This window comes from Bradyrhizobium sp. CCBAU 45394, from assembly GCF_028128655.1.
In the GTDB taxonomy this organism is placed as follows: Bacteria; Pseudomonadota; Alphaproteobacteria; order Rhizobiales; family Xanthobacteraceae; genus Bradyrhizobium; species Bradyrhizobium diazoefficiens.
The window spans coordinates 156,598-178,941 of record NZ_LBIX01000165.1 but is presented as its reverse complement, the minus strand read 5'-3'; the positions used below and the strand labels follow the sequence as shown (position 1 = coordinate 178,941).

The 22,344-nt window shown below is 57.6% G+C and carries 14 protein-coding genes; 11 read left to right on the top strand and 3 right to left on the bottom strand.

Translation table 11 applies throughout. The annotated features are described in order from the left end of the window. The first annotated feature begins 885 nt into the window (after window positions 1–885). Window positions 886–1,998, top strand: a complete 1,113-nt coding sequence (gene ald / locus WN73_RS23000; protein WP_271554973.1) for an alanine dehydrogenase — start codon at window positions 886–888, stop codon at window positions 1,996–1,998. 294 nt (window positions 1,999–2,292) lie between these two features. Here the strand turns inward: ald and WN73_RS22995 are convergent, their stop codons facing one another. Both WN73_RS22995 and WN73_RS22990 read right to left on the bottom strand, forming a co-directional pair. Next, complete coding sequence (locus WN73_RS22995; protein ID WP_271554971.1) at window positions 2,293–3,978, bottom strand: MFS transporter; 1,686 nt, start codon at window positions 3,976–3,978, stop codon at window positions 2,293–2,295. Between the two features lie 882 nt (window positions 3,979–4,860). Next, window positions 4,861–5,337, bottom strand: a complete 477-nt coding sequence (locus WN73_RS22990; protein WP_271554969.1) for an Lrp/AsnC family transcriptional regulator — start codon at window positions 5,335–5,337, stop codon at window positions 4,861–4,863. A 187-nt stretch (window positions 5,338–5,524) separates the two neighbouring features. Here WN73_RS22990 and WN73_RS22985 point away from each other — a divergent pair, with 187 nt between their 5' ends. The 10 genes from WN73_RS22985 (at window position 5,525) to WN73_RS22940 (ending at window position 20,370) form a co-directional block, all read left to right on the top strand. Continuing rightward, window positions 5,525–7,003, top strand: a complete 1,479-nt coding sequence (locus WN73_RS22985; protein WP_271554982.1) for an NAD-dependent succinate-semialdehyde dehydrogenase — start codon at window positions 5,525–5,527, stop codon at window positions 7,001–7,003. A gap of 10 nt (window positions 7,004–7,013) precedes the next feature. Then, a complete protein-coding gene (locus WN73_RS22980; RefSeq protein ID WP_271554967.1) occupies window positions 7,014–8,399 on the top strand; it encodes an aminotransferase in 1,386 nt (461 codons plus the stop codon). A gap of 426 nt (window positions 8,400–8,825) precedes the next feature. Then, window positions 8,826–9,926, top strand: a complete 1,101-nt coding sequence (locus tag WN73_RS22975) for an alpha/beta hydrolase (RefSeq protein WP_271554965.1) — start codon at window positions 8,826–8,828, stop codon at window positions 9,924–9,926. Window positions 9,927–10,605: 679 nt separating this feature from the next. Then, the gene (locus tag WN73_RS22970; protein ID WP_271554963.1) at window positions 10,606–11,745 is read left to right on the top strand and encodes an ABC transporter substrate-binding protein; all 1,140 of its coding nucleotides are present in this window, start codon (window positions 10,606–10,608) and stop codon (window positions 11,743–11,745) included. After that, the gene (locus tag WN73_RS22965; protein WP_271554961.1) at window positions 11,730–13,502 is read left to right on the top strand and encodes an ABC transporter permease subunit; all 1,773 of its coding nucleotides are present in this window, start codon (window positions 11,730–11,732) and stop codon (window positions 13,500–13,502) included. Before WN73_RS22970 ends, WN73_RS22965 begins: the two co-directional genes overlap by 16 nt. Window positions 13,503–13,557: 55 nt before the next feature. Beyond that, complete coding sequence (locus WN73_RS22960) at window positions 13,558–14,646, top strand: ABC transporter ATP-binding protein (protein ID WP_271554959.1); 1,089 nt, start codon at window positions 13,558–13,560, stop codon at window positions 14,644–14,646. Window positions 14,647–14,768: 122 nt separating this feature from the next. Further along, a complete protein-coding gene (locus WN73_RS22955; protein ID WP_271554957.1) occupies window positions 14,769–15,731 on the top strand; it encodes a D-2-hydroxyacid dehydrogenase in 963 nt (320 codons plus the stop codon). A gap of 421 nt (window positions 15,732–16,152) precedes the next feature. Continuing rightward, window positions 16,153–17,568, top strand: coding sequence for an FAD-binding oxidoreductase (locus WN73_RS22950; RefSeq protein WP_271554981.1), 1,416 nt, complete (start codon window positions 16,153–16,155; stop codon window positions 17,566–17,568). A gap of 394 nt (window positions 17,569–17,962) precedes the next feature. Beyond that, on the top strand, window positions 17,963–19,159 hold the full coding sequence (locus WN73_RS22945; protein WP_271554955.1) for a M20 aminoacylase family protein: 1,197 nt from the start codon (window positions 17,963–17,965) through the stop codon (window positions 19,157–19,159). A gap of 503 nt (window positions 19,160–19,662) precedes the next feature. After that, window positions 19,663–20,370, top strand: a complete 708-nt coding sequence (locus tag WN73_RS22940) for a hypothetical protein (protein ID WP_271554954.1) — start codon at window positions 19,663–19,665, stop codon at window positions 20,368–20,370. Window positions 20,371–20,658: 288 nt separating this feature from the next. Here WN73_RS22940 and tnpC read toward each other — a convergent pair whose 3' ends face one another. Continuing rightward, window positions 20,659–22,290, bottom strand: a complete 1,632-nt coding sequence (gene tnpC / locus WN73_RS22935; protein WP_271554952.1) for an IS66 family transposase — start codon at window positions 22,288–22,290, stop codon at window positions 20,659–20,661. Between the last annotated feature and the right edge of the window lie 54 nt (window positions 22,291–22,344).

The window sequence follows — 22,344 nt, the reverse complement described above, 5'->3', positions numbered from 1 at the left end:
TTGCCACGCTTGCCGGGATTCAATGGACGCAGCAATGTCCGCCGGGAGACACTTGCATGTGCGAGCAGTCGGTACTTTGGTTGCCTTCTTTGCGCGCGCCGTCAGAAGTTCCCTCGGAATTACTGCTTCGTCTTCGGCAAGACGACGCATCAAACATGGCGACGGAGACGAGCTAGGCACCGTCGATTCCGATGGGCAGCGCATTATACGCAAAGCACGACAGATCTAACGTAGCAGTGATGTGGGACATGCTCTGCTGAGCTGCATGTCTGTCTGTGCTTTCGATCAGTTGATCGACAAATCTCTGAAAAGCGCGATGCATCAGCGACATCCCTCACGGCATTTGCCATTTTGAATCTCCGCGTGAGCCGACATAACAAATTTTCTCTGGGCAGGCGTAGAATGGTCGGTCAATTACGGTGCGATCCAAAAGGTCATGACCCTGTTATCCGCTAAGTGTGTTCCATGGTCGAGGCGTCGCCCGCCAATACGGCAAAAGCAGGAAGGCGAGGCTCTTGAGATAGCTATCTAATCTCGATGCCCGTCATGAACTGCGGTACCAAAAGCTCTAAAGCACCCGTTCGAGACTTATTGGCTGAGAGCGCCTTCCGAACGAAATCGAATACAGTTTGCCACCGCGTCGAGAATCGAAGGGAAAGCCAATCCGCGCGAGGGCGGCATTAAGCGGTCTTCGTGAGCGAGGCCCTTCAGACAAAGCTGGCTGAGGTACCGATTCAGGTCATAACCAAATCGTCGGGCTTGTTGGTTTGGAATTCTGCGCCGTCCCGGCGACAATTGCTGAATTTCTGCGCAACTTACGCCGTCTACGTCGCAGCTTTGCAGCGCTCTTCAGATAGAAATGACCTCTTAATCAGGAGATCGCAAATGAAGGTCGGCGTTCCCAGGGAAATCAAGACGCACGAATACCGCGTGGGACTGACGCCCGGCGCCGTCCGCGAATATGTGGTCGCCGGCCATAGCGTGCTCGTCGAGACCAATGCCGGTGCCGGCATCGGCGCCAGCGACGACAACTACCGCAAAGCTGGTGCAACGATCGCCAGCTCCGCTCGTGAGGTGTTCGCTTCGAGCGAGATGATTGTTAAGGTGAAGGAGCCCCAGCCGAGCGAATGGACGCAACTGCGGGAAAACCAGATCCTTTTCACTTATCTGCATCTGGCGCCCGACCCCGAGCAGGCCAAAGGGCTGATTAAGTCTGGATGCACGGCAGTCGCTTACGAGACCGTTACCGATGCGCAGGGCGGCCTTCCGCTGCTCGCACCGATGAGCGAGGTCGCAGGCAGGCTGGCGATCGAGGCGGCCGGTGCGGCCCTGAAGCGGTATAGCGGCGGACGCGGACTCCTCATCGGTGGCGTACCGGGTGTCCAGCCAGCTCGTATCGTAGTCATCGGTGGCGGCGTAGTGGGTACGCATGCGGCACGCATGGCGGCAGGGTTGGGTGCCGAGGTGACGATCCTGGATCGTTCGATACCTCGGCTTCGCGAATTGGATGAACTATTCCATGGACGCGTTCGTACGAGGTTCTCGACGATCGATAGTGTGGAGGAAGAGGTATTTGCGGCAGACGTCGTAATCGGCGCAGTGCTTGTGCCCGGAGCGAGCGCACCGAAATTGGTCAGCCGAAAAATGTTGAGCTCGATGCGCAAGGGCTCGGTCATTGTTGACGTCGCCATTGATCAAGGTGGCTGCTTTGAGACTTCGCGCGCGACAACCCATGCAGATCCGACTTACGAGGTGGATGGCGTCATTCACTACTGCGTCGCGAACATGCCGGGAGCCGTTCCGCTCACCTCAAGCCAGGCGCTGAACAACGCCACACTGCCTTTTGGTTTGGCGCTCGCCAACAAGGGCTTTTCGGCGGTGCTCGAAAACCCGCATCTCCGCGCAGGCCTCAATGTCTATCGCGGGCGGCTGACTTATAAGGCCGTTGCCGAGAGTCTCGGTCTGCCCTTCTCACCGATCGAACAGGCCGCGGCCTGATCCCAGAGGTCCCCTTGGGGACGTTTCCTCCCTGACTTGGCGGGCCACTCCTTCGGGGGGGCCCCCCTTTTTTCAGGACCCCGTAGGGGAAACGCAATCGAGGGCATCTAGCGGCTGAGGAAAGCTTCAGAGGACCCTTTTGCAGAGTTCATCCTTTGCTCTTTTCAGCAGCCGAGCCGCCTCGCTCCCGCCGGAGTTCATGGTATCTCCCCGGAGCGGGTCGGGACTTCGGGACTAGGCGTAATGCGATCTGCAGCGCCACCGACGTACCTTCTTTGCAGACTTTTCTTGCGGCTAGCTCACCGCACCGTGTTCATGCTTGCTGTGCAAGTCCTGGTCCGCGGCACGATCGGGCGCGTCTTCCTTCCAGCGTACGGATCCGAACGGACGCTCCAGCATGCGCCGGACACGCACAGGCTCCTGACCGATGTGTAAGGCAGTTGCCCGCTCATCCAGCGCGCGCTCCGATTTAGTCGCGCGGTTGCGCTGGCGCAAATAGTCGAGCCACGTTGGACAGTGATAACGCTCTGTCCATAGTTCCGGATCCGCAATGTCCCGGGCAATCGACCAACCATAGGCTCCGTTACGCTGACGGAAGAGTTGGATGTCCTGCATCAAATTATGGAATGCGCGTGCATTCTCCTGCGCGATTCGATATTCGATCTCTACGACAAGCGGACCGCTGCGTCCGGTGAGTGCCAGCCGCACTTCGGGATCCTCGAGCATCCCAGGTTCTTCCCCCCGCGCGCTGACGCGTGGCATGGGCAGCCATATCCCGAGCAGCGGAGAGGCAAGAAGCAAGGCCGCTGCCAAGAGCAGCGCCACGTCGACCCCAGCGGTCTCGGTCACATGGCCCCACGCCCAGCTACCCACGGCAATCCCGCCAGAACTGACCGCCTGATAGGCCGCAAGCGCTCGCCCTGTCACCCAGCGTGGCGCAGACAATTGCACGCCAACGCTGAAAAGTACCCACGCCATCATCCACACCGCTCCAGCCAGGACTAGCGCGACGGCCGTCAGAAGTGGCTGGCGACTCATCGCGACGGCCACAAGTGCACCGCCCATCGAAAGAGCACAGGCGCGAACTGCGGCCTCCCCCGTCATGCGCTTGCGTACCTCTGTGATGTTGAGCGCGCCAATCACTGCGCCCAAACCAAAGGCGCTGAGGATAATGCCATAGGTTTCGGCGCCTCCGTGCAGGAGATCGCGGGCGACCAGCGGCATCAGAGCAATGATTGCGCCCCCGAACACGCCCATAGCCATCGCGCGAGTCAACACGATCCTAATCGATGGCGCATTCATGATGTAGCGAACGCCCGAAACGATAGCGCGATGGAGGCTTTCGGGCGGCAAACGCGTTGGCTCAGGGGCGCGCTTCCACAGAAATAGAACGAGCATCAGTGGCAGATACAACAGAGCGTTGATAGCAAACGCTGCCACTACGCCGGCGGCTGCGACGACAATCCCGCCGAGCGCCGGCCCAACGCTCCGCGCAAGATTGTAGCTGATGCCATTTAACGCCACCGCGGCGGGCAGAGCTTCAGACGGCACTTGCTCGCTCACCGAAGACTGCCAAGCGGGATCTAATAGCGCCACTCCACTACCCACCAGAAAACACAATACCAGCAGGAGATTTGGCGTGACCAGATCGAGCCAGGCGAGCGCTGTCAACGCGGTCGCACCTATCAAACAGATCCCAAGCGAAAACAGGATAATCCGCCGCCGGTCATACATGTCAGCAATCGCGCCAGCCGGCATCGAGATCAGCATCACCGGCAGCATCAGCGCGGTCTGCACAAGTGCCACCATGTCTGCCGACGATGTCATCTGCGTCATCGCCCAAGCCGCGCCCACTCCGCGGATCAAGGCGCCAACATTGGATAGCAAACTTGCAAGCCAGATTCGACGGAAGGTGGCATGTCGGAACGGCGCGGTAATGCCTTCGGCGTTGAACGTCCGGGGCTTGGGCATTTCAGTCATACCGTTTCTGTCTTACCTTCATGCGTCCAGACCAAAATTGGCTAGCGTCGGCCGCCCGTGGTGTCAAAACGCAATTCAGAATGCGTCTGCCACGTGCATAGTCCAAATCGTCGATGCAGGCTTTTGGAAATGTGCCGGGAAAATACGCTGTTTGTAGCGCGTGCGCGAAGCGCCGCTTCTCGGACCAGCGGCCCAAAGGCGGCGATCCGCCGCGCCTCACTAATCTGATAGAGTTAGAGGCGCCGCTCAGTCGATCGGACGCGAGGGCTCGAATCAACTGAATAGAGTTGGCCGCTGTGATATCTGACATAACTCGCTCAGTGGCGATAATTCAGCGACTAATTCCGGTCACGTACCGCGTCAACACTGAATGATAGTCAGACGAGGTGGGGTTCATCAGCCAATCCTCAGACGGAGACTGGCGTTACCGCAGATCGGCTCGTCTCGTCAGAGAGCGAAATGTCCGCGACCGAACGATAGAATGTTCGTTGTCCCGGTCCTCTTTCGACGAATGGTCGGATAGACACTTTGCTCGCCTCAAGTATCGACAGCACAGTAGAGTAACCAGATGAAAGCGCAGATTTTGCGCGTTATATGGGAGTAAGCGATGAAAAAACGCACGAACGTAGATTCGGCGAGTGAGCATGGATGGATCACTGTTCGGCTGGCGCCGCGCATTGGGCCACAAAGGCTCTTCAACTGGTGGTGACGATCTCGTGGGGCTCTGTCGCTTCAGCCGAACATCAGCGAAGCGGCTCTGTGCCCGGATTTTTTCTTGGAACTCCAAGCAACGACAGTGAAAAAGAGGAGCTGTCGACGCTAGTGAATTAAGAAATGAGCGCGTTTGTGGTGTGATCTCGTCCAGAGGCCAAGCTTGTCCCGTCATTCCTCGTCGGGAATTTCAACTGGAATCGCAAAGCCCGATTTGACGCGGTCTATCACCACCATTGTCTTGAACCCTTTGATGTCCGAGTTCTCATAGAAGAAGCGGCGGGTGAACTGCTCGTAATCTTCCATGGTGCGCGAGGTGACATATAGGACGAAGTCAGCGTCGCCAGTGATGTAAAATCCATTGACGACTTCAGCTGACCCTTTGATAGCCTTCTTGAATTTGTCGATGATGTCCGAACGCTCGCGTTCCAGAGTCACCATGACCAGCATTTGGATAGGCCTTCCCACCGCTTTCGCCGAAACGATCGACACGTCGGCCTCGATGATCCCTTCCGAACGAAGTCTCTTCAGTCGTCGCTGACACGCCGTTGCAGAAAGGCCGGCCATTTCGCCGATCACTTCGGAGGTCAGGCGGTTGTTCTTTTGTACAATCTCAAGGATGCGGGCGTCAGTTCGGTCGTATTGCATTATCGAGGCTCCGGCTGGATTTCGTCACAGATTGGCATCACGACGCAGGAAACCTAGCGGGTCGCCGCGAAATGCGACGCAAATCTGTTGGCGACATTAGTATCCTGAATACTCGGTGGATTTCAACAAACGACCGCGCGGGACTTCGCAAATGCCCTTTCAAACTGCCCTGACCAAAAGTCCAGATATGGTCGGGATCGCTGCAGCATGCCTTCGGGGTCTGCGCCGCCGCGATTTTGTCGCCGGTGCCGCACTAATTGACGGTCGCTGGATTTCGGGCGGCCAAAGAGACGCGGTGGTTGATCCGGCTACAGGCGAGCAGATTGCGGAGGTTGCTCGTTGCAGTGCGGCGGATGTCGCGCTCGCGATAGAGGCGGCCGAACGATCCTTTTCTGCGTGGCGGGGATTGTTGCCGGTAAGACGCGGGGGAATCCTTAGGGCTTGGGCGTCGTTGATGCGCGAGCATTCGGAGGAGCTTGCGATTCTGGTGACGAGCGAGCAGGGCAAGCCGCTGGCTGAGGCCCGGCACGAAATCGAGTACGGGGCTGCCTTTCTCGATTGGTTCGCTGCAGAAGGCGAGCGCGCCTACGGAGAGACGATTCCCAGCCATAAGGCTGATAGCTTACTTCAGGTGCGGATGCAGCCGATCGGCGTCGCGGCGGCTATAACTCCATGGAATTTCCCCGTCGCCATGATTACGCGAAAGGCGGGCGCGGCTCTTGCGGCGGGTTGTCCGGTTATTGTGAAGCCTGCCCCGGAGACGCCGCTCTCTGCTCTTGCTGTGGCTAGGTTGGCTGAGGAAGCGGGCGTGCCGCCCGGCGTCTTTCAAGCGCTCGTAGGTGATCCCATCGAGCTTTCGACGCCTCTTTTGCGCGACACGAGAGTGCGAGCTCTCTCATTCACAGGCTCTACCCAGGTCGGTCGCTTGCTTCTTGAAGGTTCCGCCCAGAGCGTAAAGAAGGTGTCGCTCGAACTTGGAGGGCACGCTCCCTTTCTCGTCTTTGATGACGTCGATGTTGATAAAGCTGTCAAAGGGGCCATGGCCGCTAAGTTTGCTACCTCGGGTCAAGACTGTTTGGCGGCAAATCGTATCTACGTACAAAGAGGAATCTACGGGGCCTTCGTCGAGGCGTTCGGCACGGCGATGGCTAAGCTCAAGGTTGGCCATGGCCTGCAGCCAGCAACGGATATCGGGCCGATGACGAAGCTGTCCGTGGCCGACAAGTGCAGAATCCAGATCGAAGATGCGGTGAAAAAGGGAGCGAGGGTTACTTCGGCGAAAAGAGACGAAAGCTTGGGTCCGAACTTCGTTCTTCCGACTCTGCTCAGCCAAGTCACCGAAGACATGCTCATAACGCGCGAAGAAACATTCGGACCGGTAGCCGCAATAATGCCGTTCGACTCTGAGGAAGAGGTCGTCGCTCGAGCTAATGCAAGCGAAATGGGATTGGCTGGCTACGTCTACACGGACAACTTACGTCGTGCGCTCCGGCTTTCCGAGAAGGTCGAATGCGGCATGCTCGGCGTCAATACGGCGTCATTCACGGGTTCTCCTATCCCGTTCGGCGGATGGAAGCAATCAGGACTCGGCCGCGAAGGATCGCGGCATGGGTTAGCGGAATATATGGAATTGAAGTACGTGTGCTTCGGCGACTTGGCGGCTTAGGAGAAACGAAATGAACGAAATAAAAACTATTGCCGAACGAGATCGCGCAACTGTTCTCCATCCTTTCACTCAGCTCAAGGACTTCGCTACTGGCAAGATGGGGGATCCGACGATCGTCACGGGAGGAAAGGGTATCCGCATTGAAGATGCGCAAGGACATAGCTACATCGATGGTTTTGCGGGACTGTACTGCGTAAATATCGGATATGGCCGGACCGAAGTGGCCGAGGCCATTGCGCGGCAGGCTTACAAATTGGCGTACTATCACACATATGCCGCGCACACGACCGAAGAACTAGCGACTTTGTCTGACCGTCTCGTGCGCATGGCCCCTGGTAAGCCCAGCAAGGTTTTCTACGGGCTGTCCGGATCCGATGCGAACGAAACGCAGGCGAAACTGGTCTGGTACTACAACAATCTACGCGGTCAGCCTAAGAAGAAGAAGATTATCTCTCGCGAGCGAGGCTATCATGGCTGCTCGGTCATTTCGGGGTCAATGACTGGCATGTCGTTCTATCATGATCATATGGATCTTCCCTTTCCGGGCATTTTGCATACCGGCGCGCCGCACCATTATTGGGGAGCTGAGCCAGGCGAAACAGAGGTATCCTTTTCTCGTCGGCGTGCGGCAGAACTCGAAGAGCTAATCGTTAAGGAGGGTCCAGAAACGATCGGGGCGTTTATTGCCGAGCCAGTGCTTGGTACGGGCGGGATCACGCCCCCGCCTGCCGGCTACTGGCGCGAAATTCAGGCCGTGCTTAGGCGCTATGACGTTCTCCTGATCGCAGATGAGGTTATTTGCGGGTTCGGTCGAACCGGCGCTGATTTTGGCAGCACGCTTTACGAGATGGAACCGGATCTTGTCACAGTCGCAAAAGGCCTGACATCCGGCTACGTCCCGCTCTCGGCTGCCATTGTTGGCGAGAAGGTATATGCCGTGATGGAGGAGGCGGCGGATCGGGTGGGAGCATTTTCACACGGCTACACCTATTCCGGCCACCCGATTGCGGCAGCTGCTGCTAATGCGGTCCTTGATATTGTCGAGCAGGAGCGTCTCAGCGACCGCGCCAAGACCGTCGGTGCGCATTTCCAGAAGCGGCTCAAGGAAAAATTCGCGCAGCTGGAGATCGTAGGCGAAGTTCGAGGCGTGGGCTTGCTCGGCGCGGTGGAGTTTGTCGCCGACCGTCAGACGAAGCGCCGATTTGATCCAGAACTCAAGGTGGGAGCGCGAATTTCCAAGGCTGCTCGCGATCGGGGGCTAATTGCACGAGCTATGCCGCACGGTGACATCCTTGGATTTGCTCCTCCCCTTGTCGTATCCGAAGCCGAAATCGATGAGATCGTTGATCTGGCTTACAAGGCTACTAAGCAAGTCATGGATGAGCTCGCGAAGTAAGCCGGCTCCCAACTAAAAAATGTGCTCCTATGTGGACCCCGCCGTCTGTTCGTTCTTGGACAGGCAGGTCGGCCAGGGTCCACATAGCGATGTGCGTTAGACCACTATCCTTGCTAAGGCCGCCCACGCGGTTCTCGTTAAGATGAGGCTTGTTCAGAGGTCATAAGCTCATCCGGTTTCACCCGGCGAAAGAGTCCAACGAAAACATGCAGGTTTCCGCCGTCAGGCGCAGAATTTAGAATTTGCAAAGGGCTATATTGAGGAACTTCGACTTTAGTCGTCCCGTAATATTTTTGAAAAATTGGGATGAGCAAAGCCGCCTCTCTGCCGATACAGTCGCTGTGGCTCCTGCCTCTCCATACGGGAATGAACTAGCTGACGAACCTCGCGCAAATGTGAGGGTCAGCGCCGAGGGGGACCAATTGCATGGAGTACGCTGCTTGCAGTCATAAAGGGGGCGATCTCGCGACAGTAAGGCGACGCGCGGCAGCGTTTCTAGACAATTTAAGTGGCGAGGAAAGCCGGGGACCTGTAGCTCGCCAGAGCTGGATCATCAAGTGGACAAAAATCGGCGAAGAACAATGTCGCGTCGGTGATCTGAAGGCAGGGAAAGGCGACAGCAACGAGGCGGCCGAGGCGCGACTTTGTGCGCTAACTGCTTTTGAAGTGGCCAGGCGACTGCTTGACGAGAACGATCCTCAATGCGGGGAAGTGACAGCCAAGATTGAAGCTGGAATTCAATGCCTTGAGGTCGCCCTGGCGAAAGTCGAGCGAGTAAAGATTGCAAGCTGCGATTACACCGAGCTTCTAGCCTATTATGTTCCTGCGGGTAATGATCGTCTGCCTACACCCGCAGTCATTTGCATTAGTATGGAAGACGAGTCAGAAACCACCTTGCTTGCAAGGCTTCTGCCGGCGGTGATTGATCGGGGCATGTCGCTCCTCGTCGTATCTCACCGCGACGTCTCAAATCCCGCGTGGGGTCTTTCGCAAGCTTTGTTGTCGTCCTGCTTGGACTACCTCTCTGCTCGTCCCGGCGTCGACGCCGCTCGGATCGGCGTTTATGGAGAAGGAATGTCCGCTGCGTTGGCTACTGACTTCGCGGCCTCTGATCGACGTCTTGCTGCGGTGGTTTGTGATGGAGGCCTTTGGAATTGGACCCGCATGCGAGCGTCTGTCGGCTGGATGACTGGAGTTGCAGACGCGCCGGAGCAGGGGAGAGTCACGGCACATCGCACGCAATTGATGCGACGATTGCGATGCCCAGTTCTCGTGGTCACGGGCGGGCGGGGCTTTGTTAGCGTGTCGGAGGCGATGAAACTGCAGACCGAGTGTATTGAAGAACGCATTGATCTGGATCTGGCTATGCCGCGGATGATCAAAAGCTCTGGCGGATGCATCGAAAACTTCGTGACTTTGGACGATTGCATCTTCGGTTGGTTAAAGCAGAAGCTCGCGTTCAGTGCGGCTCCGTCATCAGAACCAAAAGATCTGCCGGATATCAGGTCGCAGGTTCTTGGTCCCTAATCAGCAGCGTTCCTACGATCCCGCTATTGCCCGTTTGTATGCAGGGCAACGCATGCGGCCAAAAATTCGGATAAACCGACAGAAAACGATGCGAACGTTCGCGATCCGATTCCACTTCGTTCACCGTCCGATTCCGTCCCGAACAGCTTTTCAAGGTCACATGCGATTGCCCTGCGTTTGTATGGGGCCTGTCGGTATGCTTTGCGGGTCAGAAATCGTTCATTCTTTTCGATCGAGTTTGGCCGCCTAAGATTGCCTAATGCAGTCCGCGGATGCCCGCGATTTGTACGCAGCTAATTGCGTCCCGGCGGTGCTACAATTGTGCAGGAAAACATCAACTTTCGTCAGATAGTTGAAGAATTGAGGATCATTTTCCCCTCCCATCGCAGGTTTTCATATCAAGACTTCCCTATGCTCAATAAATCTTTGGCGTATGCTTTCGCGCAGCGGCGGACGTAGGAGATGGGAATCAAAGGCGCGCAAGTGCAGCGCTTTGCGCGCCTTCCAGAACCGACACCTCGCTCAATTGCGATGTGCGCGCCCGTATCCCGTTCGCTTCGGGAAGCGCCTTGGCAAGCGCTCTCGGAGCCAACTTTGACTGAAGGCATAGGTCCGTTCCCGAGGGCGGATACGTTCCCTCGTAGCGGTATTCTCGGAACGAAACCAGGAAGGGGAAGCTATGAGCGACTTATTCAAACATCAACCGTCCGGCTTTAGCCGCCGGAGCATGCTTCGTGCCGCCGCCGCCGCGATGGCTATTCCCGCACTCGCGCGATCGACAGTTGCCTTTGCGCAGGACAAGCTCGCCGGCAGTGGCCAAGTCATCGCGTTCTCGTGGGGCGGTCTGTTTACCAAGGGTATTCGAAAATATGTCTACGAGCCCTTTACCCAAGCAACCGGGATCAAGGTGGTCGACGTCGTTGCCGATGTTGCCGAGCCTCAGGTCAAGGCGATGAACCAAGCCGGACGTGTCGATTGGGATACGGCCTTCATACAGGCATCAACCTTTCCATCGATGGACGAAGCTGGCATGTTTCTTCCGATCATTTATAACCTTTGGGATGCTGAATCCATAAAGGGGACAGAGCAATCGGCTCGTCTCAAAAGCGCGGTCCCGGTGATCGCATCTGCCATGACATTGGCCTACGATAAGCGGGCGTTTGGAAACAATGGCCCAAAAAGCTGGGGAGACTTCTGGAACGTCAAGGCCTTTCCTGGCCCCCGCGGTCTCACTCAGTTGCCGGCCAATGCAAAAAACAACATCGTGTTCGCGTTGCTCGCCGATGGGATGCCGAAATCTGATATTTGGCCGCTTACCGACGACAAGATCGATAGGGCCCTTAAGAAGTTCGACGAAATCAGGCCGCACATCACCAAATGGTGGAGTGCGGGCAGCGAAGCGCCTCAATTGCTTCTCAACCGGGAGATCGCAATGTCGAGTTGCTTCGACGGTCGTGCGATCAGCGCAATTCGCCAAGGTGCCCCCATTCAGATGATGTGGGATGGAGCATACGTGAACTACACGTATTGGACAGTTCTGAAAGGGGGCCCGAACAGTGAGAATGCGCAGAAGCTGATTGCGTTCGTAAATCGAGCAGCAGTTGCTGCTGACTTCACGATAGGAACAGGATATCCCGGCCCGAACATAAATCAGCTCGACCATTTGCCCTCTGATCAGGTTCCGTTGCTCAGCATCAATCCTGAAAATTCCTCCAAAGTGTTGCACGAGGATTCTGCTTGGCTCGCGGCCAAGCGTCCCGATGGTAAGACCAATCTCGAGCACATTGGAGATCGGTGGCTGGCATGGCGCGTACAGTGATCCTCTCGACAGGCAACGTCACGTCAGAGCCCTCAGTAGCTGCGCACTCGACCGGGCCCACGCCATGGGCTTGGCTCCTGCTTCCGGGCGGCTTCTTCCTTGCGCTGCTCTTTCTCGTGCCGCTCGCCGGGCTCCTGATGCTCTCGCTCGGAATGCCCAATTGGACCCTCGCGCGTTTTGTACGAATCGGTGGGGATCCGGTTTACCTGGCCGTATTGCGCACCACGTTACAGATAAGCCTTTCAGTGACCGCGCTGGCCTTGGTGCTTGGCTACCCGATCGCCTACTCGTTGACGACGAGCAAATCATCGAGCCTGCGCACATTCCTTCTCATTGCAGTTGTGTTGCCGTACTTCACGAGCGTATTGGTTCGCACTTTTGCGTGGATCGTTCTGCTTGGGCGCGGCGGGATTATCAATGATCTCCTGCTCAAGCTCGGCCTAATCTCCCAACCAATTTCAATGCTCTACAACCGCGCAAGCGTGATCATTGGCATGACCCAAATAGTCATGCCACTCATGATCCTTCCTATGTACACTGTCATGTCGAGTATTGATCAAAAGCTTCTACGCGCCGCCAGATCGAACGGTGCGAGCCCGATTGCTGCTTTCTTGACGGTTTTCCTGCCGCTCAGCTTACCGGGCGTGATGGCCGCAGTGCTGCTCGTGTTTGTCAATTGCCTTGGCTTTTACATCACGCCGGCACTCCTCGGTAGCTTGTCTGATTTCACCATCACGATGCAGATCTATAGCGAGGTGGTTGATCATCTTAACTGGGGCTCCGGATCCGCGTTATCAATCGTACTTCTTGTCTCGGTGCTGGCGACTCTGTGGGTTGGATCCCGCTTCTTTCCAGTCAATCAGCTTTTGGGGTTGTCCGACGACAAAGAAGGTCGGGAAACCGTTGCCAATCCCCGCATGCGAAAGCAGTGGCTGATGCATATTGGCTCCGCGGCTAATGTTCTCGACCGCTGGCTGCCCTCTCTGGGAGGGTGTAGTGTATCCATCGTTTCGTCCCTGCTGGGAGCGCTTCTTCTCTTACCGATACTGGTCGTGGTCTATCTCTCGTTCAGCTCCTCCGCTTTTTTCGAGTTCCCCGCGCCAGGTTATTCGCTCCACAATTATCAGGTGTTTATCTCCGATACGGGATGGATAAATGCGACATTTACAAGCATACGCGTCGCGCTGATGGCGACCTCCATGGCAATTGTCCTCGGGGCGACACTTGCTTTCGGTCTTGCGCGCGGCCGCGTACCCGGTCGCGGAGCAATAGTTGCTCTCGTGCTTTCCCCTATCATTTTGCCGACCATCGTGGTGGCGATTGCCACCTATTTCCTGCTCGCTCGAGTAGGACTTCAGGGCACTGAGTTCGGACTGGCTCTTGGCGAAGCAGTCTACTCGATCCCCTACGTGGTGGTCCTTATTGTCGCGAATCTCCGAGACCTCAACCCTGCCTACGAGCGGGCGGCTCGCAGCCTTGGCGCAGGGCCAGCGGCTACATTTCGTACGATCATCATTCCACTGATTACGCCAGCCTTCATCGTGGCTGCATTCTTTGCATTCCTGCACTCTTTCGACGATGTCGTGTACGTACTGTTCCTCGGCATCGGAGTGATCACCACTCTGCCTATGCTGATGTGGCAGAGCATCTCGCAGGGCGTCGATCCCACCATTTCGGCGGTGGCTACGCTGCAGGTACTATTGGCCGCGACTGTTATCGTCGTCAGTGCCCTGCTGCGGCGCAGAAAAAGCGTCTGAGGCTACGAGAGTACGTTAACAGCGAACAGAGCGCAGAGCACCAATTGGAGCCGAAATGCTGATGAAAGCCGGGTTGACCAGCACTGATTTGAAGACCGGAGGCATTGTGCTGCATAGCCTGCACAAACGGTACGGTCGCGCAACAGCCGTCGATGGTGTCAGCCTTTCGATATCGCCTGGAGAGTTCATCTCGTTACTAGGCCCAAGCGGATCAGGAAAGACGACAACTCTGATGATGATCGCTGGTTTCGAGATGCCGGACAGCGGTCAGATTTTGTTGGATGACGAGGATATCACGCGACTGCCGCCCCACCGTCGCGAACTCGGCGTCATCTTCCAAAACTACGCTCTCTTCCCGCATATGACCGTCGCCGAGAATATCGCATATCCCCTTCGTATGCGACGTATGCCTAAGGCGGAGGTCGAAGCCCGCGTGCACCGCGTGCTTGACCAGGTGCACCTGAGTGCCTTCGCATCCCGGTACCCACACCAAATGTCTGGCGGTCAACAGCAGAGAGTGGCGATTGCCAGAGCAATGGTGTTCGAGCCGCCCGTCCTGCTTCTCGACGAACCCCTCGGTGCGCTCGACAGAAAGCTGCGCCAGCATCTCAGGAATGAGATCAAGACCTTGCATAAGGAAGTCGGCAAGACGATGATCTATGTCACCCATGATCAGGATGAGGCGCTCGCCATGTCCGATCGTATAGCAGTGATGCATGAGGGACGAATACGGCAGGTTTCCGCACCGCAGGACATCTATCGCAGGCCAGCCGATCTATTTGTGGCCAGTTTTGTGGGTGAGGTGAATCTTATCCCCGTCAAGCTCAGGTCTGGCGTCATTCACGGTCCTGGTGGTGAGAACTTGGCTGCCGATCAGCGACCTGAGGCGGATACGGATGCGACGCTTTGTGTACGCCCCGAACATTTGCGCCTCGACAAAGCCGTCGAGAGCGCAAGAGGAGTTCAGGGGCGCATCGTCGATATGACGTTCGTTGGTGATGCGACCATCATCGAGTTTCGCACCGACTATGGATTGCAGCTAACGTCGAAAGTCCTCAACATTACAGCTGAATCACTACCCGCGATCGGCGATGCGTGTGTTGCCTCCTGGGCCGCGAACGACGCAAGCGTTCTGAAGGGCTAAATTGTCGATATAACTTTGCGAGGTTGAACCAAAGATGCGTTACGGCGCCATGAGCACGCCGAATACTGCGCGACGCACGGCAACAACTGCGCATCAACTCTCGTCGAGCTTCGGAGATCAAAATGGCCGCTAATGGTCCTGCACTCACCGTCCTGCTTAACCATCCTGCTGCGGAAACCTACGCTCGACTCATAGGAGAGCGTTTCCCGCAGGTTCGCGCAATCAGCGCGCCCGATCCCGAACGCCTGGAGCGCTACATAAGCGAGGCAGATGCATTGCTTGCGTCTCGCTTTCCTGTCGAGTTGTTCGATAAGGCGAAGAAATTGCGCTGGTTTCAATGTACCAATGCCGGGGTCGATTCAATGTTGCCGATCCGCGATAGGGCCGGTCACATTACGGTCACCAATGCGCGCGGAATTCACGGTGATATCATCACGGACTTTGTCATGGCCGGCGTAACGATGCTGCATTGGGATTTCCGGAGGTTCTTGCAAGAGCAGGCCGAGCGAAAGTGGAACCCGCGTTATGTGGCGCCCCTGGCCGAGAAGACCCTCGGAGTGGTCGGACTGGGCTCCATCGGAGCGACCATCGCACGCCGCGCCAAGAACGCTGGGATGACGGTCGTAGGTTCAAAACGAGATACCTCCGTACCGGTCGAGGGTGTCGACCACTTGTTCGCTTCGGACGCGCTCGCAGATTTGCTTCCGCTCTGCGACTTTGTGGTTCTGGCCGTGCCGGCAACGGCAGACACAATTGGTCTCGTCGGCGCAGCGGAACTCGCACGCATGCGGCGGGATGCCTTTCTCGTTAATATCGCCCGGGGTAACGTCGTGGTGGAAGCAGAACTGATCAAGGCGCTTCAGACGCGTGCAATCGCCGGAGCGATGCTCGACGTCTTCGAGCACGAACCGCTGTCCCAGGAAAGCCCGCTATGGGATATGCCAAACGTGATTGCGACACCTCATGTGGCGGGAAGTCCAACGAATTATACAGAGCGGGTGTTCTCCATCTTTGGCGACAACATCGGCCACTTCCTGAAGAACGAGCCGATGAGGAACGCCGTGGACATGGGGCGCGGCTATTGAGGCGCGCTGAATGCCAAGAACCGGCCTGATGCGGTCATTGAGTTGTTTGAACCGTCGTTTAGCTTTTGACGATTTCACTGGCTGTGTCTGGTCTTTTCGACAAGCGCACGCCGGTGCCGCTAAGCCGACTTGTTCACCGACATTGAGGCGACCGGCAGTGCCGCGCGGCCGGCCTAAGCGGAAGCGCTTAAGCGAAAGGAATTGAAAGGAAGCGCTCGCAACCTCCGTCGCCCTTCCTAGGTGAAAATTGCCTTGTGCTCTGCTTCATCGGTTCAGTGGCACAGGCGGACCAGTTGGGCGGACGACTTGCCGGCTGAGTCCATTTCCACTCATTCATCAAACGCCGCATTTTGGCAATTGTGTTGTTGCCGACAACCGTACGTGTCGGTGCCGCTTCGAAGGAAAAGTCGTGACTATTAGTATGTTTCCCGCAGCGCCGCTTCTGCCGGAGTTGATCGAGAAATTTCGCGCCATCGTGGGCGCCAAATATGCGGTCACCGACGCGGCCGACATCGAGGCCTACGTCACCGAGGAGCGCAACCTGTTCCACGGCCGCTCGCCGCTGGTGCTGCGCCCTGGCTCGACGGCGGAAGTCTCCGACATCTGCAAGCTTGCCTCCGAGCACAGGATCGCGCTGGTGCCGCAGGGCGGCAACACCGGGCTCGTCGGCGGCCAGACCCCGCACAATGGCGAGGTCGTGGTCTCGCTGCGCCGGCTCAATGAGATCCGCGAGGTCGACACCGCTTCCAACACCATGACCTGCGAGGCCGGCGTGGTGCTGCAGATCGCGCAGCAGAAGGCGTCGGACGTGGACCGGCTGTTTCCGCTGTCGCTCGGTGCGGAAGGCAGTTGCACCATCGGCGGCAATCTCTCGACCAATGCCGGCGGCACGGCGGCGCTCGCCTATGGCGTCGCGCGCGAGATGGCGCTGGGGCTCGAGGTGGTGCTGGCCGACGGGCGCGTGCTCAATTCCTTGTCGAAGCTGAAAAAAGACAACACCGGCTACAATCTGCACAATCTCTTCATCGGCGCGGAAGGTACGCTCGGCATCATCACCGCGGCGACGCTCAAGCTGTTTCCGAAACCGCGGGCGATCGAGACCGCCTATGTCGGCCTGAAGTCGCCGGCGGCGGCGCTGAAGCTGCTCACGATCGCACAAGGCGAGGCTGCGAATGCGCTGACGAGCTTCGAGCTGCTGTCGGAGATGGCGGTCGACTTCTCGGTCCGCCACGGCATCGACGTGCGTGATCCGCTCGCCGAGAAGCATCCCTGGTACGTGCTGATGGAATTGTCCTCCCCCGGCGACGACGCCCGCACCCCGCTGGAGACGATCCTGGCCCGCGCGATGGAAGAAGAAATCGTCGACGACGCCGTGATCGCGGCCAACCTCACCCAGCGCAACGGCTTCTGGAAGCTGCGCGAAGAGATGTCGTCGGCGCAGAAGCCGGAGGGCGGTTCGATCAAGCACGACATTTCCGTGCCGATCGCTGCCGTGCCCGCCTTCATCGACGAGGCCAATGAAGCGGTGGTGAAGCTGATCCCGGGCGCGCGGCCGGTGCCGTTCGGCCATCTCGGCGACGGCAATCTGCACTACAATGTCAGCCAGCCGATCGGCGCCAACAGCGCGGATTATCTGGCGCGCTGGCACGAGATGAACGCGGTGGTGTTCGCGATCGTGCTGCGCATGGGCGGCTCGATCTCGGCCGAGCACGGCATCGGCGTGCTCAAGCGCGACCAACTGCCTGACGCAAAAGACAAGACCGCGATCGATCTGATGCGGTCAATCAAGGCCATGCTCGATCCTCTCGGCATCATGAACCCCGGAAAAGTCCTGTGAACGCTCCTCAGCAGGGGACAGAAATCCCGAGTCAACGCAGACGATGAGGTAACATATTTTCTTCGCAGCAGCAGTTGCGTAGACGACGCTTCCATTCGGAGGAACCGACGAGGCTTCGTTCTTACTGACAGTTGCAGTGTCATCCGATTGGCTGATCAGTCACATGTGGGCGCAAATCCGCTGAAGAAGTGCGCCTTGAGACGGGATTAGAGCGCCGGCATGCGATTTTTCGCACAAATCAGTCTTCCGGTGTCGCTAACTTCTTTACCGTACACGCAGACCCAGCTGTTCTCAGTTGAAGTCCGCGCATGCCGCGTCCGCTGCTCGAATTGAACGTCGTCGGTGGGAATAAGACCAGACCACAAGTGCAGACCACCTCCACCGGAGTTTGTGAATGCAAACCATACCAGAGATAAAGGCCGCTGAAGAAGAAACGAGGGCATTGCGACGCTGGTTCCATGCTCATCCAGAGCTCGCTTTCGAGGAGACAGAAACATCTGATCTCATTGCCAAGACATTGAAAGGATATGGCATCGAGGTGCACCGCGGATTCGGTCGCACGGGTGTGGTTGGAGTGTTACGGGTCGGTGACGGAAAACGCTCTATCGGATTGCGTGCGGATATGGATGCCCTGCCTATGCAGGAACTCAATACATTCGCGCACCGATCGCAATATCCCGGAAAAATGCATGCTTGCGGTCACGACGGTCACATGGCGATGTTGCTGGGGGCCGCCCGCCATTTGGCACGTACGCGAGATATCAATGGCACAATAGTGTTCATCTTCTCTCCGGCAGAGGAAAATGGCTCGGGCGCGAAGGTAATGGTAGATGAGGGCATCTTCAGGCAATTTCCGGTCGACGCAGTTTTCGGTTTGCATAATTGGCCAGGTCTCCCCGTAAATAGCTTCGGCCTTAGGCCAGGTCCGATTTTAGCCGGCTGCACCAATTTTGACATTCAGATCATTGGCGTCGGCGCACACGCCGCCTTTCCGCAAGACGGAAAGGATCCCATCTTGACTGGCTCACAGATCGTCGCAGCGCTCCAAAGCATCATCACCCGCAACAAGAATCCAATGGATAGGGCAGTACTGTCTGTCACTCAATTCAATGGGGGCGAGGCAAGAAACATAATCCCAGATACAGCTATGCTTGCCGGCACCATAAGAGCATTCAACGAAAAGACATTGGACCTAATTGAGTCCAGGATGCGTACGATCGTTCAAAATATTGCCGGGGCACAGGAATGCAGGGCCGAGCTAGTAATCAAGCGCTATCCTCCCACGGTGAACACGTCGGCTGAAACACGCTTTGCAGCGGAAGTAATGAAATCGATTGTCGACGAAGCGAAAGTAGACACAGACGTTGTACCGACAATGGGATCCGAGGATTTCGCGTACATGCTACAGGCACGCCCTGGCGCCTTCGCATTTTTGGGAGCTGGAGATGGGGAGCACCGCGAGAGGGGCCACGGGCCGGGTCCATGCGCTCTTCACAACACCAGTTACGATTTCAACGACGAAATACTTGCGCTCGGATCGACATACTGGGTGAAATTGTCACGACGCTGGCTGAAAGGACCCGCGGCCTAATTGATCATGCGTATTTTTTCGCGCTCAACCAATGTCAGCGCGGAGTACGAGGCAGCGAGTTGCGAAAAATAGGCATAACTGGCTCGGATCTCGGTCGAATGTGCGATGGATCACATGAGGGATGGCCAGAGGCGGAGGCGAGCCATAGCTCCGGGCGAGAAGCCTCCAAACGATATAGCTTACTTTGTCGTGCTGATTTTGGATTAATCGCCGTCGCCTCATAAGCACCTTTTGCGGCAGATTTGATCTGAACCAAGAGGCACGGCACGATTGCCGTGTCGCTACTGGTGGCTATTACCAATCGATCCGCCGGGTGTATGCGTTTCCGAGCTATTCGAAAAAGATCAGTTCGAATGAGACAAGAGTTTATGGTGGAAAGCAGCATCGAGCCGTGTGTCGCTGATCGCCGGGAAGGCTCGAGTTTGGCGTATTTTTGCAGAATTCCGGCTGCGGGAGGGGTGCACGGATGGGATTCGGGCCATGAAGCGGGCTATGTTTAATCCATGACATCACAAGCTCCACCCTCACTGGGAATTCTTAAGCTCGAACGCGGGCTGCAACCGGGTGCCACGCCGCCGACGCCGCCGTTGGGCTCGATGCTTAATCCAGCTAGCTTCGACTTTCCCGTGGTCTACGAGACGGTCGAAGGTGCCTGGGTCGAGAACGTTGTACGCGGTGACCCAGCACTCGAGCCGGCTTTCATTGCAGCCGCACGGCGCCTGGCAGAACGAGGTGCCGTCGCAATCAGCTCGACTTGTGGATTTTCTATCAGACATCAGGCAGCGATAGCCGCGTCGGTAAATGTACCAGTCGGCATGTCTAGCCTGCTGTTGTTACCGACTTTGCTCCGGCACTTGCCGCCACTGGCCAAGCTTGCTGTTCTAACCTACGACTCCAAGTGTTGCGGCGAAGATCTACTCGGGCTCGATCGTCCGGACGAAGGGGCGAGGGTTGTAATCGGTGGCATCGAAGGCGGTAAGTTTTGGCATGACGAGCTAAAGCGTCCAGCACCTCCAACCGATGTGGCTGCAGTCGAAGCCGACGTAGCCAGCTGCATTGCGCGGCTCCGCGATGCGCACCCGGAGATCGCGGTCATCCTGCTCGAATGCGCTGCGTTCCCGATCGTCGCGCCAGCAATTCGTCGTATTACGAGGTTGCCCGTTTATGACATCGTGGGCCTCTGTCGGCTGATGATGGCGTCCGTTCCATAGGACATTGGCTGGCCTGAAGAGTTTCCATGGTCGACCTCGATATCATTCTGAATAGCTCCAGATATATCGCAGGTCGGATTATCCCGTGTCGCTAGCGGATCCTCCAGCACTTTCGGATGGTTGCGCAGTTCGGGTGGGCCATAAGCACGGCATGGGGCAATTGTTCCATCCGCCGTGCGGGTTTCGACGCGGGCCGAACCGGCCAAGTCATACAGTTTTTGGATGATCAGATGTGGCTCGACAAGAGCGCGCGCAGTAAGCATCCGGTGAGGACCGCGGGGCGGTCACTCAGGCTGCCTGATTGACTTTCTTATTTTGGTCTCGCCAATTCCAGGGCAGCAGTTCGTCGATGAGTTGGACTGGATGTGCAGCGATGCGCGCCAGGACATCAGCGATCCAGGCTTGTGGATCCAGGTCGTTCATTTTGGCGGTGACGATCAGGCTATACATCATCGCGGCGCGGTCGCCACCACGGTCGGAGCCGCAGAACAGCCACGACTTCCGACCCAGGGCGATGCCACGCAGGGCTCGTTCGGCGGCGTTGTTCGACAAGCAGATACGGCCGTCGTCCAGGAAGCGGGTGAACGCGGTCCAGCGCTTGAGCATATAGTCCATCGCCTTGGCGACATCGTTGCGCCGGGAGAGCTTGGCGCGTTGCTCACGCATCCAGGCCTCCAGATCGGCCACCAGCGGCGCGCTGAGCTCCTGGCGGACGGCCCAGCGCCGTTCGGGCGTCTCGCCGTTGATGCCTCGTTCGATCTCGAACAAGGCGTCGATCCGGCGGACTGCTTCCAGCGCCAAAGGCGAGATCACCGCTGGCTTTTTACCCTGCACCTTGCGGCGCGCATTCTCCGCCAGATCAGCCATCACGAAGAAGGGCCGTCTGGCATGGACCCAGCACGCGGCTTCCAGGATCGGACCCGCGTTGCGGCCCGGGTTGTAAAGCTTGCCATAGCCGCCATAGGCGTCGGCCTGGAAGATGCCGCTGTAGCCGGCCAGGTGGGCTTGGGGATGCTCGCCGGCGCGATCGCGTGAGTAATAAAATACTGCCCCGGGTGGGGCCTGCCCGCCAAAAGGTTTGTCGTCGCGCACGTAGACCCAAATACGGCCGGTGTCGGTCTTGCCTTTGGCCAGGACCGGCACCGTAGTGTCGTCCCCATGCAATCGCTCGGCGCTCAGCACATGGGCCTCGAGGCGCAGGAACAAGGGCATCAACGCGGCCGTACAACCGCCGACCTGGTCAGCGAGGGTCGACAGGCTGATCGGTACGCCTTCCTTGGCATAGCGTTCGGCCAGCCGGTTCAGCGGCTGGTGCTGGCCGAACTTCTCGAACAGCACCATCGCCAGCAAGCTTGGCCCCGCCCAGCCGCGGGCAATCACATGGAACGGCGCCGGGGCCTGACTGATCTTCTCGCAGTCCCGGCAGCTAAACTTCTCCCGGACGTGCTGGATCACCTTCCAGGATTTTGGGATCACCTCCAGCGTCTCGGTGATGTCCTCGCCGAGCTTGGACAATCGCGAGCCGCCGCAGCAGGCGCACGACGTCGGCCCTGAGACGATCATGCGCTCGCGGAGTAGATGCTCCGGGAACGGCTGGCGCGATGGTCGCTTGCGCGTGAACGAGGCTACCTTCGTAGTCTTGGCCGCAGACATTTCGGCGGCGGCCAGTTCATCCTCGGTCGCGGAGGCCTCGAGCTCCTCCAGCGTCGGTTCGAGCTGGTCCAACAGCCGCGCGGTACGCTCCGAGCGAGGGCCATAACGATCACGGTTCAGCTTTTCGATCTGCAGCTTCAGGTGAGCGATCAGCGCCTGGTCGTCAGACTGTTCGGCACGAACGCTGGCAAGTTCGGCGCGCGCTGCCAGCAAAGCCGCCTGCAGCGCCTCAATGTCTTCTGGTAGCTTCTCGGGAGCGTCACCCATGCCCCAATGGAATCACAGAAGCCGCGATTTGGCGCGGGCTTTTTTGCAATCTCA